The sequence below is a fragment of the Streptomyces sp. AM25 genome (genome assembly GCF_058146165.1).
Genome location: NZ_JBKIWN010000043.1, coordinates 1 through 12,894 on the forward strand (window position 1 = coordinate 1; position 12,894 = coordinate 12,894).

The 12,894-nt window shown below is 68.2% G+C and carries 12 protein-coding genes and 2 pseudogenes; 8 read left to right on the plus strand and 6 right to left on the minus strand.

Features of this window, described 5'->3' with window-relative positions:
- Positions 1–252 precede the first annotated feature (252 nt).
- The 3 genes from ACLHRZ_RS33535 to ACLHRZ_RS33545 are packed head-to-tail and all read right to left on the minus strand — an operon-like array spanning position 253 to position 2,383.
- On the minus strand, positions 253–960 hold the full coding sequence (locus tag ACLHRZ_RS33535; protein WP_490422387.1) for an ATP-binding protein: 708 nt from the start codon (positions 958–960) through the stop codon (positions 253–255).
- Entirely contained in the window at positions 960–2,048 is a 1,089-nt protein-coding gene (locus ACLHRZ_RS33540) for a hypothetical protein (RefSeq protein WP_490422388.1), read from the minus strand. Before ACLHRZ_RS33540 ends, ACLHRZ_RS33535 begins: the two co-directional genes overlap by 1 nt.
- Before the next feature lie 2 nt (positions 2,049–2,050).
- Positions 2,051–2,383 carry a transcriptional regulator gene (locus ACLHRZ_RS33545; protein ID WP_490422389.1) on the minus strand — a complete coding sequence of 111 codons (333 nt, stop codon included), beginning with the start codon at positions 2,381–2,383 and terminating at the stop codon, positions 2,051–2,053.
- 387 nt (positions 2,384–2,770) lie between these two features.
- Here ACLHRZ_RS33545 and ACLHRZ_RS33550 point away from each other — a divergent pair, with 387 nt between their 5' ends.
- On the plus strand, positions 2,771–3,226 hold the full coding sequence (locus tag ACLHRZ_RS33550; protein WP_490422390.1) for a Secondary metabolite protein: 456 nt from the start codon (positions 2,771–2,773) through the stop codon (positions 3,224–3,226).
- On the opposite strand, the gene ACLHRZ_RS33555 is transcribed toward ACLHRZ_RS33550, so the two are convergent.
- A complete protein-coding gene (locus ACLHRZ_RS33555) occupies positions 3,216–4,028 on the minus strand; it encodes an MmyB family transcriptional regulator (protein WP_490422391.1) in 813 nt (270 codons plus the stop codon). The genes ACLHRZ_RS33550 and ACLHRZ_RS33555 overlap by 11 nt on opposite strands.
- A 403-nt stretch (positions 4,029–4,431) precedes the next feature.
- Here ACLHRZ_RS33555 and ACLHRZ_RS33560 point away from each other — a divergent pair, with 403 nt between their 5' ends.
- Entirely contained in the window at positions 4,432–5,529 is a 1,098-nt protein-coding gene (locus tag ACLHRZ_RS33560; RefSeq protein ID WP_490422392.1) for a DUF6545 domain-containing protein, read from the plus strand.
- A 184-nt stretch (positions 5,530–5,713) separates the two neighbouring features.
- Positions 5,714–7,306, plus strand: a complete 1,593-nt coding sequence (locus ACLHRZ_RS33565; protein WP_490422393.1) for a tyrosine-type recombinase/integrase — start codon at positions 5,714–5,716, stop codon at positions 7,304–7,306.
- Here ACLHRZ_RS33565 and ACLHRZ_RS33570 read toward each other — a convergent pair.
- Positions 7,258–7,683, minus strand: coding sequence for a VOC family protein (locus ACLHRZ_RS33570; protein ID WP_490422394.1), 426 nt, complete (start codon positions 7,681–7,683; stop codon positions 7,258–7,260). The two genes, ACLHRZ_RS33565 and ACLHRZ_RS33570, sit on opposite strands and share 49 nt — an antisense overlap.
- 197 nt (positions 7,684–7,880) lie before the next feature.
- Here ACLHRZ_RS33570 and ACLHRZ_RS33575 point away from each other — a divergent pair, with 197 nt between their 5' ends.
- The 5 genes and pseudogenes from ACLHRZ_RS33575 to ACLHRZ_RS33595 form a co-directional block, all read left to right on the plus strand.
- Positions 7,881–8,549: a TetR/AcrR family transcriptional regulator gene (locus tag ACLHRZ_RS33575; protein ID WP_490422395.1), complete on the plus strand. Its 669-nt coding sequence runs from the start codon at positions 7,881–7,883 to the stop codon at positions 8,547–8,549.
- A gap of 180 nt (positions 8,550–8,729) precedes the next feature.
- Complete coding sequence (locus ACLHRZ_RS33580; RefSeq protein ID WP_490422396.1) at positions 8,730–9,806, plus strand: tyrosine-type recombinase/integrase; 1,077 nt, start codon at positions 8,730–8,732, stop codon at positions 9,804–9,806.
- A 291-nt stretch (positions 9,807–10,097) separates the two neighbouring features.
- The gene (locus ACLHRZ_RS33585) at positions 10,098–11,072 is read left to right on the plus strand and encodes a hypothetical protein (protein ID WP_490422397.1); all 975 of its coding nucleotides are present in this window, start codon (positions 10,098–10,100) and stop codon (positions 11,070–11,072) included.
- A gap of 88 nt (positions 11,073–11,160) precedes the next feature.
- Positions 11,161–11,547, plus strand: a pseudogene (locus tag ACLHRZ_RS33590) (DUF6545 domain-containing protein); the annotation flags it as partial.
- Between the two features lie 61 nt (positions 11,548–11,608).
- Positions 11,609–12,094: pseudogene (locus ACLHRZ_RS33595) on the plus strand (cytochrome P450); the annotation flags it as partial.
- 16 nt (positions 12,095–12,110) lie between these two features.
- Here the strand turns inward: ACLHRZ_RS33595 and ACLHRZ_RS33600 are convergent.
- Positions 12,111–12,884 carry a 3-deoxy-manno-octulosonate cytidylyltransferase gene (locus ACLHRZ_RS33600; RefSeq protein WP_490422398.1) on the minus strand — a complete coding sequence of 258 codons (774 nt, stop codon included), beginning with the start codon at positions 12,882–12,884 and terminating at the stop codon, positions 12,111–12,113.
- Positions 12,885–12,894: the final 10 nt, after the last annotated feature.

Below are 12,894 nucleotides of genomic sequence, written 5' to 3' on the forward strand. Positions count from 1 at the left end.
CCCCGGGTCAATTCCATGAGCGCCCACATCACCGACGTCGTCTGCGTCGAAGGGGTCGAAGAACAAGCGGTCCGCGGTGGTGGGGTCGAGGGTGCGGCAGGCGGCGCTCTGGCGCCAGGACGGGTCGCCCAGGCGCCGGAAGCGGCGCGGCTCAGGGTTGTGCATGCTGGTACTCCGGTGAGCCCAGGGGCGTGCGTACGGTGACGCCCGGGGCGGGTGGCAAAAGGGAAGCGTGGTGGCGCTGGACGGGGGCTAGGCCGCGCGGGCTTCGCGCCGTCGGTCGGGGCCTTCGTCGAGGACGATGCGGGTACACATGCCGCTGATGCGGGAGGCGACGCGGTCGCCCAGCCGCTCCCGAAGATCGCGGACGGGCAGGTTGCTGGTGATCAGGGTCGGGCGCTGGTGGACGCTGCGCTGGTTGATCAGCCGGTAGGTGATCTCCTCGGTCCACTCCGAATTCTTGGCGGCGCCGAGGTCGTCCAGGAGCAGGACCGGGACGCGGATCAGGGCGCGCAGCAGCGATTCCGGGTCGGCGCCGGGGCGCGGGCGCAGGTCGGCGTAGAGGTCGGCGGCGGTCGTGGCCTGCCAGCGCACGTCCAGGCCGGCGCCGGTCAGCGCCCGGATCGCGGCGTAGGCGGCGTGCGTCTTGCCCCGTCCAGTGGGGCCGACCAGCAGCAGCGACGGGCCGTGCGTGACCTGCGGGCGGGCCCGCAGATTCGGTGCCTCGGCCCGGGCGGCGACGGCGTCCACCCAGGCGGTGACCTGCGGGTGGCCGGTTTCGGCCTGCCGGTACAGGCGGGGGATCCGGGCCTGCGCGTTGGCCAGGGCCGGGGGCGGCTCGGGGGCGTCGTCGAGGGCGGTGCCGTGCGGGGGCATGCCGCGCTCGGCGAAGATCCGCTCGAAGCGGTCCGTGCACGCCGCGGCCGACAGCGGTGCGGGGTCGTGGTGGTGAGTGGTCATCACAGGGCCTCGTGGTAGGCGGAGGCGTCGGTGGGGTTGGTCCACGGCTGGTACCCGCCGCCGGGCCGCGGCCAGGGTGCCGGGGTGGCGTTCATGACCTGGTTGACCATGCTCGGCAGCACGCTCGGGTGCGCGCCCTTGGTGCGCAGCAGCTCCAGGGCGGGCCGCAGGTGCTCGGCGGTGATGCCCTCGGCGATCAGGGTGTTGATCTCCCGCCCGAGATGCCCCAGCACCTTAGCCGGGGGACGGCTGGAGCACGCGGCGACGTACTCGCCGACCAGGGCCTTGGCCGAGACGGTGTCCGGGGCGGGCGCGGGGCGCCCCGTAGGGACAGATCCAGGATCCCTGATCCTGGATCCAGACGCTGCATCCTCGTCGAGCCCTCGACGAGGATGCGCCGAGTCCTCGGCGAATCCCCTTTGACCTGCGGTTTCACCGATTGTCTCAGCGGTTGCGCCGGTGGGCTGTCCGGATGCGGCCAGGGTGGCATCCGTCGGCGACGGGGCGGTCCCGGGTGTCGGTGCGGGGGTGGCTGCGGGGGCGTTCGAGGGGTGTGGGAGGTCTCGGTGAGGACGCGTCGAGGGTTCGTCGAGTCCTCGCGGAGTGCCCGCCGAGTCCTCGGCGAGGGCGCGCGGTGCCGTCGTCGGGCCCGCGATGTCGGCCTCGGGTGAGGACGCGACCGGGGAAGCGGACCGCGGGGTGAGGGCGCAGGTTTCCTGGCACCTGCCGCAGCGGTGGTCGGCGTGGTGCACGGGGCATACCGGCAGGCGCGAGGGGGAGGGCCGGTCGATCTTCTGGTGCTTGGTCCAGGTGATGATGTGTACGTAGTCGGCGCCGTCGCACCCCTGGTAGCGGCAGATCAGGTCGTTCTCGGCGAGCTGACGGAGGTCGTCGGCGACGCCCTCGGGGCTGCTTTCCGTACGGGTGGTCCACAGCTGGCCGTACAGGAAATTCGGGTTGCCCCGGGAGCGTCCGGTGTCGTCCGCGTGGTTGATCAGGCCCTTGAACGTCCGCTCGGCGGTCAGGGACACCCTGGAGAGGGACTCGGAGGTGAAGCTCTCCGGTTTGATGGTGCGGATCCGCGCCATGGTCAGCGTCCCCCGTCCACGGTGAGGTGAGCGGTGCGCAGGTCGAAGCTGTGCGGGCGGGACCAGGCGGCTTCGGGGTGGGTGCGGATGATCCACCGGGCACACGTCATCGCCTGGACGCGGGGCATGGGGACCGGCTGTCCGGCGGCGTCGAAGGCGCGGGCGTGCAGGCGGCGGGACATCAGCGCCCAGTCGGCCGCACCGGGGCCGGCGTGGACCTGGATCCGGGCGGCTGCGGGAACCATCTGCGAGAGCCGGTCGGCGAGCCGCCGGGCCCGCGCGCTGACTGCGGGCGGGTGGAGGGCAGGCTGCATTGCCCGCAGGGCGGGGGACATGTAACGTCGCTCCTTCGAGTGGAGCCGGTCCGGGGGTTCTCGTGTCAAGAAGAGTCCGGGCCTGGCTCTGGTTGCTGACCTCCACGCCCTTGCCGGGGCAGGAGGTCCGTCCGGCGCCTGGGAGTTACAGCTCCCGGCGCCGGTTTTCTTTTGTCCACGGCCACTGACAGGGCCGTTCCCGCTGGCCAGGGGCCCGCGGGGACCTGAACCATATGTGGCTGCCGCGCACACGTCCAGCGCCCTGGATGTCACCGTGGTAACCGCGAAGAGGCTGTGACCCTACACCGGCGTGCATGCTGATCGCTAACCATCGTGTAAGCCCGATCTGCGGTCTTCATACACCCCGGAGTAAGGTGTGATCGTTATGGCAGACAGGAAGGTGTCCGCATGCACGGCGACGAGGAACCTGTATTCGCGGAGCTCCTGGACCACCTGTTCAAGAACGTCCACCCGCCCGGCCGCGGCCCCTACACCTACGCCGAGGTGGCCGAGGGCATCACCGCCGCCGCTGGCCCCGACGGCAAGGGCATCTCCGCCAGCGCCCTGGTGCAGCTGCGCACCGGCCAGAAGAAGAACCCCAGCTGGACCACGCTCCGCGGCATCATCGATTTCTTCGGCGTCGAGCCCGGCTACTTCTTCAGCCCCGAGGCGCAGAGGCGGGCGCAGGGCGAGATCGCCTTGACGGCGCTGATGCGCGACCCGGAGGTCCTGCAGCTCGCCCTGCGAGCCTGCGGCCTGTCTCCGGCCAGCCTCGCCACGATCACCCAGGTCATCGACGGCGCCCGCGCCCTTGAAGGGCTGACCCCGGGAGTGCCGGAGAGCGGCATCGACCTCAGCCGGTAGACGATGCCGGCCGGGGGGTGAGAGTGATCAGACGCAGGTGAGGGTCACGCACCGACGTCAGGGTCGCGAACACCACGGCCACTTCTCCCTGGCCGCCCGGAAGGCGCACGCGCATGGCCGGTCCGTCGGGGGCCCACTGGAGCAGCTCCTTGCGGTTCCACAGCGCCCGCTCCTTCGGGCCGCGGGAGACGAACTCCCGGTGCAGCTCCTTCAGGTGCTCGCAGTACGGGTGGGCTGACAGGGCGGCCTTGACCTGTGCCACGGTCGGCGGTGCCCAGTCCTCCCACCAGTCGACGAGAAGGTGGCGGGCCTCCGGCGCCAGCAGGATCCACCGCATCGGGAACGTCCCGAAGGCGTCCCAGGGCGGCTGCAGTCCGAGCGAGTTCTGCGCCACGACCTCGTAGTGATGGTTGATCACGTAGGCCGGGCACCGCACCTGGGCCAGCACCTGCGTCCAGTACTCGTCGATCACGACGGGCCCCGGCCGGCGCGGCGGGGGAAACCTGCCGACGGCCTCCCTGTACATGACCTCGCGCTCGCATTCGTTCAGCCGCAGCGAGGCGGCCACCCCTTCCAGAACCCGGTCCGAATAACCGAGGCGCATCCCGGTCTCCAGGTTCCTGTACCAGGCGATGCTGCATCCGGAATGAAGAGCGACTTCCTTCTGGGTTGGCCAGGAAAACTTCCGGTCGGGGCGGGCTCGCATGCGCTTGAAATCGCGCGCCCTGATGCGCCTGCGCCAGTGCGTCATCAGCTCGGCCAGCACATTCTTCTCGCCCTGTACGGCGTCCTCTCGCTTCATGCTCCCAGTCATTACGGGCCACCTCCTCCCGGGGTACGCGCTATCTCTTTTCCATAGTGACGCGGATCGCTGCGCTCGGTGAAATGGATGCTGACCTGCGTGTTTTTCCCAGTAAACCCTTCAATGGTGATCTATCGTCCGGAAATCGCTACTCCGAGCATCGATTTCGTTGCGTCACACTGTGAAATCCCTGCGCTGACCCAACGTTGCTGTCAGTGCCTGGAGACCGGATTTGCAACAACGCGCTCCGGGTGAATTCGCCGCAGATGTGCAGGTGCCTGAAAGCGGTAGTCGGCACGGCTCGGCCCCGTGCCGTCCCAGGAACGTCGGCTATCGGCCCTGGGCGGCCTGCCCCCAGGGCCCGGCCATTGCGGCGGTCAATATCCCGTACAGAGAACCGAGAATGATCATGCACGACCGCGAGCTTCTGGCCGCGTGCCAGGACCGGCTCGACAGCCTGAACCTGCCGTCCCCCTACGGCATGTGGCAGCTGCGCGAGGCCGTCGCCCGCCGGCGCGGCAAACGCATCGAGCTGCAGCCGCAGGGCGCCGCGAGGGACGAGGGCCTGCCCTGCGGCATGCGGGTGGAGACCCCCCAAGCGGAAATCGTCTTTTTCGAACGGGGCAATTCCCCGGTGCACCGGCTGCACATCCTGGCCCACGAGCTCAGCCACATCCTGTGCGGGCACCCCAGCACCCTCACGCCCAGCGCCGGCGGATACTTCCGCCTCAACCCGGTCCTGGCCCGGCGGATGTCCGGCCGCATTCACTACACCACCGCCTGCGAGCGCGAGGCCGAGATGATGGCCACTGTCATCCGCCAGCGGATCCACCAGGGCGAAGAACTGCCTTCCGCTCCGTCCCGCTGCCGTCACAGCGGGTCCGAGTGGCACACTCCTGCGCGCTTGCCCTGCCCGGGAGCGGCAATCGCCGGCCTCCTCGCCTCCGCAACACCGGGTCCGGCCAGTACCCGGTCCCCGCACGGCGCCCGGGCCGGGCGAGCAAGAGCACGGTCCCAGCGGGAACGGGCGGAATGGGAGAACCGCATGCTCCGGCAGCTGACTCCCCTGTGGGCCGCACTCACCGCCGACCGCCCCGACCTCGTCCTTCTCACGGACGACGCCGGTATCGGTGCCGACTTCCTGCTGTACCGCCGCGTCATCGAGATCAACGACGCCGTACTGGCCCTGCGTCCCTACCGGAGTCTGGAGATGCAGGCCCTCGCGCAGCGCGCCGCCGACCGCCTGGAACTCGACAACGACGCACTCGACCGGGGATACGACCAGGCGTTCACGGAGGCAGTCGTCCTCCAGGACGCCGTCGCCGCCCACCGCGTGGAGCGTCGGCCCGCAGACCCCGCACCCCTCCCGCCCGGCACGCACGACCGCAAGCCGACCCTTCACGCCGAGGCCGAATGGCTCGGTGCGGTCGCCGCCCTGTACGCCATGCCCCCCACCGCCCTGTCCGCCCTCACCTTCGGCCGCACGGAGGCCAGGCAATGAGGCGCAGCATGCGAGACCTGCTGACAGTGCGCGAAATCTGCGCGGAACTGAAGGTCGCACCGTCGGCCTTTCACGACTGGCGGGCCAAGGGGAGGGCCCCCTTGTGCGTACGACTGCCGAACGGTGCACTGCGTGTCCGGCGCGCTGACTTCGAGAACTGGCTGAGCGACTGTGAGTCCGGGCGATGGTGAGCACGTCCGTCGACGTCCGGATCCACGGCATCCAGGTCAACAAACGGGTCAAGGGACGCTCGTACACAGTCCGTTGGGTCGTCGGCGGTGAGAACTTCAGCCGGACTTACGCGCGAAAGGCGCTTGCTGATGCCCGCCGGGCGCAGCTTCTGATCGCCCAGCGGAAGGGAGAAGCGTTCAGCCGCCGGACGGGGGTCCCGCCGTCCGTCGCCTCCGCCGCACGGACGGTCAACTGGTACGACTTCGCCACCGAGTTCGTCGACCAGAACTGGAAACGTACCTCGGCCAATGACCGCAAGAACGTCGCCAAGGCGCTGACCACGGTGACCCTCGCGCTGCTGCGCGCACCGCTGCCCGGCGAATTCGACCCGGTGCAGGTCCGCAGCGCACTGCGCGAATGGGCTTTTAACGCCGTCCGCCGGCCGCAGGCGCACGGTGATATCCGTGTCATTCTTGCCTGGGTCCGGCGCAATACACGGTCCATGGATGCCTGGGAGGACGAGGACACCGTCGAGACCGTCCTGCAGGCCCTGGCAACCCTTCTCGACGGCCAGCCCGCGGCAGCCAGCTCCGCCCTGCGCTACCGCAGCATCGCCAACCGCGTCGTCGAGCACGCGGTCAAACGCGGGGTACTACGGGCGAACCCCCTCCCGAAGGGACGGGGCGCGACGACCGTTTACACGACGGCGCGAGCCCTCGACAAGCGGCACCTCCTCAGCCCACGGCAGGTCGCGCTGCTGCTCGCCTGGATCAGGGAACGACCGCACGCAGGCCGGTGCTACTACGCCTTCTTCGCCACCCTCTACTACGCCGGCCTGCGCCCCGAGGAAGCCGTCGCCCTGCGGGTGTGCGACGTCGTGCTCCCCGAGCACGGCTGGGGCGAATTCCACGTCCACACCGCCCGGCCGGAGGTCGGGAGCAACTGGACCGACACCGGCGACATCCACGAACAACGCCGTCTCAAGGGCCGCGCGGAAGGCGACTCCCGCGTGGTCCCGATTCACCCCGCGCTCGTGATCATCCTGCGCGCCCTCATCGAGACCGACGGCCTCGCACCGGCCGACTGGCTCTTCCGCGGGCAGAAGGGCGGCATCCTCTCGGGCTCGGTCTTCCGCCGCACCTGGGCCAAGGCCCGCCAGGCCGTGCTGGAGGAGCGCGAATACAACTCGCCGGTCGGCAAGCGCGTGTACGACCTGCGCCACACGTGCCTGACGACCTGGCTCAACAACGGCGTACCGCCGGCCCAGGTCGCGGCATGGGCTGGCAACTCCGTCCCGGTCCTGCTCGCCGTCTACGCCCGCTGTATCACTGGCCAGCAGGAGGAACTACAACAGCGGATCGAAGACCCGCAGGCCCTCCCCGTTGTCGAGCCGGGCGTAGCGGGTATGGACACTGCCCAGGCTGCGGATGCCGCGGTGGCGCATTGCGTGGTGGTGCCGTTCCCGCCTGTGCGCCGCCCTGGCCCTGCCGAACCGGAGACGGACGCTGCAGCGGTGACGCCACCGGTCTGGGCGGCGGCAGGCGGGTGGCATGGGTCTCAGGTGCGGGAATCGACAGTGGGGCGGTGGGTGGGGACATCGCCGTAGGGGGTGGTCATGAACTCGATGCTCACGGTGCTGCCGGGGTCGAGGAGATAAAGGCCGCGGCCGTCGTAGTCGTGGTTGATCTCGCCTTCGCGGCTCATCGCCGGGTCGGCCCAGTACGGGTGGCCGGCGGTCTTGAGGCGGTCGAGGACGGTGTCGAACTCGGTGTCGGTGATGAGGAAGGCGAGGTGGGAGAGGTTGACCTGGTCGTGGGGGACGAGGTCGTCGGCGAAGTCAAGGCCGACCTGGTTGGAGGTCGTCACCTGCGTGAAACGGGCCCAGTCCACAGGGGCAGCGACACCCATCAAGTCGGCGAGGAACGCGGCGGTGGCGCGACGGTCCTTGCAGTGGACGATGATGTGGTTCAACTCGTTGGCCATGGCGGCGTGTTCATCCGTTCGTGAAGGCGGTCCGCAGTGCGGACCGGCAGCAAAGAAGGGGCGGGGTGGCGTCCGGGCGTGCGGTGCCGTCGCCCTGGTGTCCCGGGGTCCGGCTAGGAGTCGCCGAACAAGAATCAGAGTAGCTCCAGAAATGGAGTTTCTCTAGTTCCGGGTGTGTGAGGGGTACGCTAATGGGCATGACGTCCTCCAACACCGCAGGTCAGCCCACTGCTGCCGCCCGTCTGCCCAAGCGTGAGCGCACGCGTCGCGCGATCGCAGAGGCCGCCTTCCGGCTGTTCGCGGAGCGCGGCTTCGAAGCGGTACGGCTGGCTGAGGTCGCCGCCGCGGCCGACGTCGCCCCGGCCACCCTTTACGCGCACTACGCGACGAAGGAGGCGGTCTTCTTCAGCCGCCGCGACGAATTCGCCGACGGGATCGCCGAAGCGGTGGAGGCGGCCGACGGCATCACGGACCTGCTCGGGCGGCTGGAGGAGTTCTTTCGGCGGGCGATCGGCCGGGTCCTTGAGGCCGGGGTGATCGAGCAGTCCCGCACCTTCGCACGCATCTTGCTCGACAGCCCCGCCCTGATGCAGGCGTACGGCGCACTCGAACGCGAACGCCGCGTGACGCTGGAACGCGCCCTGACACCGACGGACAAGGCGACCGCATCGACGGCGGGGGAGGCGGCGCTGTTCGCCGCGCTGGCCACAGCCGCCGCGAACGCCACACTCGACGTCATGCACGAACGCTTGGCCGTCGGCGACCCTGCTGAAGCGGTACGGGTCGCGGTCGACGAAGTATTGGAGCGTGGCTTCGGCCGCCTGGCCCACGCCTACGAAGAAGCAGACTGCCTGCACACACAATGACACGAACGAAATCATCAGCTGCCCCCGACATCGAGGTCCCAGTGGTCCCTGGCTGGGAGGCGCTGGCGGCCGTAGGGGGCCTTCTCCGGTGAGCGCATAGCGTTTCCTATGCGCTCACCGGAAGGTGATCGCCGCAGGATTCGGAACAACGGTCTGGTCGGCCGCCCGTAGGGTGATCCGGTGACCGTTCTCCTCGACCGCCGCCCCGCAGGCGAACTCACCCTCGCCTCCGGCATGGCCGAGCAGGCCGTCCTGTACCTCCTCGGCACCGTCGCACCCCGCGACCGCCTCACGCGCCAGCTGGGGGAGAGACGGTGGCGGCTGGAGCTGCTGCACGAGCAGTGCGACCGGCAGACCTTCTCCTACGTGGTGCCGTGGCTGGCCTCTGAACAGCTCGCCTCGCTGGAGACGAAGAGGAACTATGCCGACGACATCCGCCAATGGGCCTTCATCATCAAGGAGTTGTGCGGCATGGAGCCGTTCTACGTCGAGGCCGTCACCCCGGACGTGCTGACGATGTGGCGGCAGTGGGCCGCCGCCGAGGGGTACAAGCCGAAGACGGTGAGCCGCCGCCTCGACGCCCTCGGGTCACTGATCGAATACACGAACTGGCGGTTCCGCGCGGGCATCGTCTCCCCGATATCCCGCCTCGACCGGCCCAAGATCGACCCGAACGACCAGACCACAGCCACACCGATCCTCGAAGTCGACGAGCTCCAGGACTTCATCGCCGCAGCCGAGACCCCGCGGCAGGCATTCGTTCCGGCCCTCATCTACACCCTCGCCGGCCCCGTGTCCGAGTGCTGTAACGCCGGACTCCACCACCTCAAGTCCACCGGCGCCGGGAGGAAGTTGGACCTGCGCAGGAAGGGAGGCAAGGGCAGGGAGTGGCCGTTGCCCGACCCGTTGTGCGCCTTGGGTGACGTCGCCTTCGCCGGGAGGCTGCTGGACGATCGCGACCAGCCGATGGACCGGCACGCTGTCGACCGCCTGCTGAACCGGCTCGGCAGGAAGGCCGGCCTTCTCGACGGCCGGGACGTCACTCCGCACATGCTGCGGGCGTCGAAGCTCATGCACATGTACGACCAGGGCAGCGACGTGGAGGAGATCCGCCAGTTCGCCGATCACTCCTCGGTCCAGACCACCCTTCGGTACATCCGGCGTCGCGCCGACGACAAGCTCAAGGCCAAGCACGCCGCAGCAGCGGCCGTCTACGACCACATCGTGGCCCGCTGGATCGCACCCTCTCCTGCCTGACTGGCAGAAAGGCTGCTCAGCCCACCAACGACCTTCCAGGAACGGGTGATTGTGTAGCCTGCATGGTAGTCGATCGAGAGGATCCGGAATCTCCGCTACCACGCGGAAGGGGCATCGCCGCTTCGGCGCCCCTTCCCAACTCCTCTTAGGAAAGCTCCGGTGGCCACTTCAAACGCATTAATGACGGTGTGGCCGACAACCACACTAAGCTCCAGAGCAGAACGCTTGGGTACCCAGGCAGTCCGTAACGTCCGTAGGGCCGCGCACGTCCACCAGTTCAACGCGGACAGCATGGACTGGGCGATGCTGGCACGCGTATACCAGAAGGCCGTGGGTGCCGCCTCTTGGTGGCGTATCGGCCTCTCGGCCATCGTTCAGGTCGCGGGAGCAGTCGCATACATGACAGCGCTAGGGGCCGTCAGCCTTTATGCGCAACGTCACTGGACAACTGAGCCTGTCCGCATACCGTTCTCACCCGGACTGCTCGGCGTTGCGGAGGTCCTGGCTTTCACGATCGTCATCGTCGTGGCGTGGATTGGGATCATGTGCTGGCCTGTCGCTCTGATCGCTGTGCACGTGAGGAGGATTGCGCGGAAAACTCCAACCTGGACCCAACGGCCCGTCCCTCCAGCACTTGCCATCGCGGAGACGTGTGGTGAGTTCCTTAGCGCGCCTGGGGACGAGCAAGCACCACTCCTCAAACGCCTCGACGAGCAACTTGAGGTGCTTCTCGCAGAGCTGTGGCGTGCGACAGGCAACGGAATGGGACTCACACGTCACCCCGCCCACAGGCAGAACATCACTCGGCATCTACGCCGTGTCGACGCGGCGCTCAGGGCGACGCAGGGCAGCCTCCTATCCGACCCGGATGCGGCGCGGACGCTCGGAAGGCAGTCGCTGACCATCGCCAACCGTCTTGCTGCACCGCGGATTACCCAATTACTTGACGAAGGCGACTTGCCTGCCGAGGCCGACCAGGACCAGTGTGAGGGACGACGCCTTGCAGTCATCACCGTGCTTGGGCTCGGTATCAGCTCCGTGGTCGTCTACGGGTTGCTCCAACTGCACGTGCTGTCGGAAGCCTTGGCCTCCTGGGTGTTCGGCGCAGCCTTCGTCAGCGTCTTCCTCGCGACCTTCGGGCAACGCTCCTCTGCTCGTCCCTTGGCAGTGTTGCGCCAGCGGATCGCAGCGCTCGGGACGCCAGCTGATCCACCCGCTCCGGACACGCCTGCGCAGACAGGGGGCAACGAGCCCCCACGCGAGTAACAGCAGCCAGGCCGGTGATGCCGACCGAGGTGAGTGCTGAGTTACGGGGCGAGGCTGAGACGCTGTTGTCGTTCCGATCTTGAGGTGTGTGCGTCGAACGAGACTCCCGTTCGACGCACACACCTCAAGATCGGAACGACAACAGCGTCTCACACTGCCAGCACTGGCGTGGCCCATCAGCCAGCTGGCCCGCAAGCGCTGGGAGACCCGCTCCTTCAAGGCCCTCGAACCCCTGTGGAGCGAGCTCGTCGAGGTCAGCCCCGACATCGTCCTTGCCGCCACCAACCCCGGTGAAGTCGCCGAGGACGACGCGGACTTCTTCCTCCACCGCCGCGTCATCGAGATCAACGACGGCATTCTCACCCTGCGGGCATACCGATCTGGACGGGTCCAGCAGGCCACCCGACACGCCTTGGCCCAGCTCGGTGAAGCCGACACACTCCGCGGAAATGCCACCGTGGAAGCGGCGGTACTCAAAGACGCCGTCAGGGCCAAGCACCGCGGCCTGAAACCGAACGGCGACATCGCCCGACCCGCACCCGGCACAGACGAACTTCATCGGCAGCGCCGTTCTGGCGCTCCTACAGCACCCCGAACTCCTCGACCGCGTACGAATCCCCGGCCAGATGAGCAGCCTGCTGGACGAGCTGCTGCGCTACGACTCGCCGGTCGGAATCGCCACCTTCCGCTACAGCACGCGCGAAGTCACCCTCGGCGAGACCGAAATCCCCGCCGGCATCCCTGTGCTCATCTCGCCTGGAGCTGCCAACCGGGATCCGGCACGGTACCCGGACCCCGGCCGTCCCGACCCCGACCGTGATACTCAAGGGCATCTGGCCTTCGGGCACGGCATCCACCGTTGCCTGGGCGCGCCTCTCGCCCTGGCAGAGGCGGAGATCGCCCTCTACGCGCTCCTGACCCGGTTCCCCGGACTGCGCCTCGCAGTGACGGTCGAAGAGCTCCGGTGGCGTCGCACGCGACTCATGAGGGGACTGGAATCTCTGCCCGTGTACATGATGTAGGAGGGACTCAACTGGACTACAGAGTCGGTGGGTTACACCCGAGATCGGAACCTGCCAGTATGGACTGCGCCCACGTGAGATCTTCTGGGGTATCCACGGCGGTCCCGTGGTAGTCGACCGGGATCATCTGGACTGTGTGCCCGTGCTCAATGAACCGCATCATTTCGATGTCTTCGGCGCGCTCCAAGGGCCCCCGTCTTAGCTGCCGGAAGAGGTCGAGACTGCCTCGTGTGAATCCGTAGAGCCCAAGCTGTCGCGAGTATTCAGGACGCCCACTCCGCGGGTATGGGATCGGCTGGCGTGAGAACATCAGGGCGTTCCCAGCCTCGCCGGTAACGACTTTGACGACGTTGTGGTCGACGACTGATGCGGCGTCGTTCAGCGCTGCATATGCATTGACAACTGTGGTACCGGATTCGAGCCTCTCGGAGACCGCGTCGATCGCGGGGGGCGGGATGAAGGGCTCGTCACCTTGGACGTTGACGTACGCATCGGCCTCGATGCGTTGGGCGCACTCGGCGACTCGGTCGGTCCCGGTCCGGTGATCGCCGGTCATCACGCATGGGATACGAAGTTGTCGGCAGGCGGACTCGATGCGGTCGTCATCGGTTGCGACTACCACCTCGTCGATCCGTTGTGCCTCCGTGCAACGCTGGTGGACATGCCACAACAGTGGCATACCACCGAGCAGGGCGAGGGGCTTTCCGGGGAATCGCGAAGAGCCCCAGCGGCAGGGAATCACGGCGATGTGGCGACGCGCGGCGTGTGGTCCTGCCGGGGTAGCAGCCACGGAATCCTCC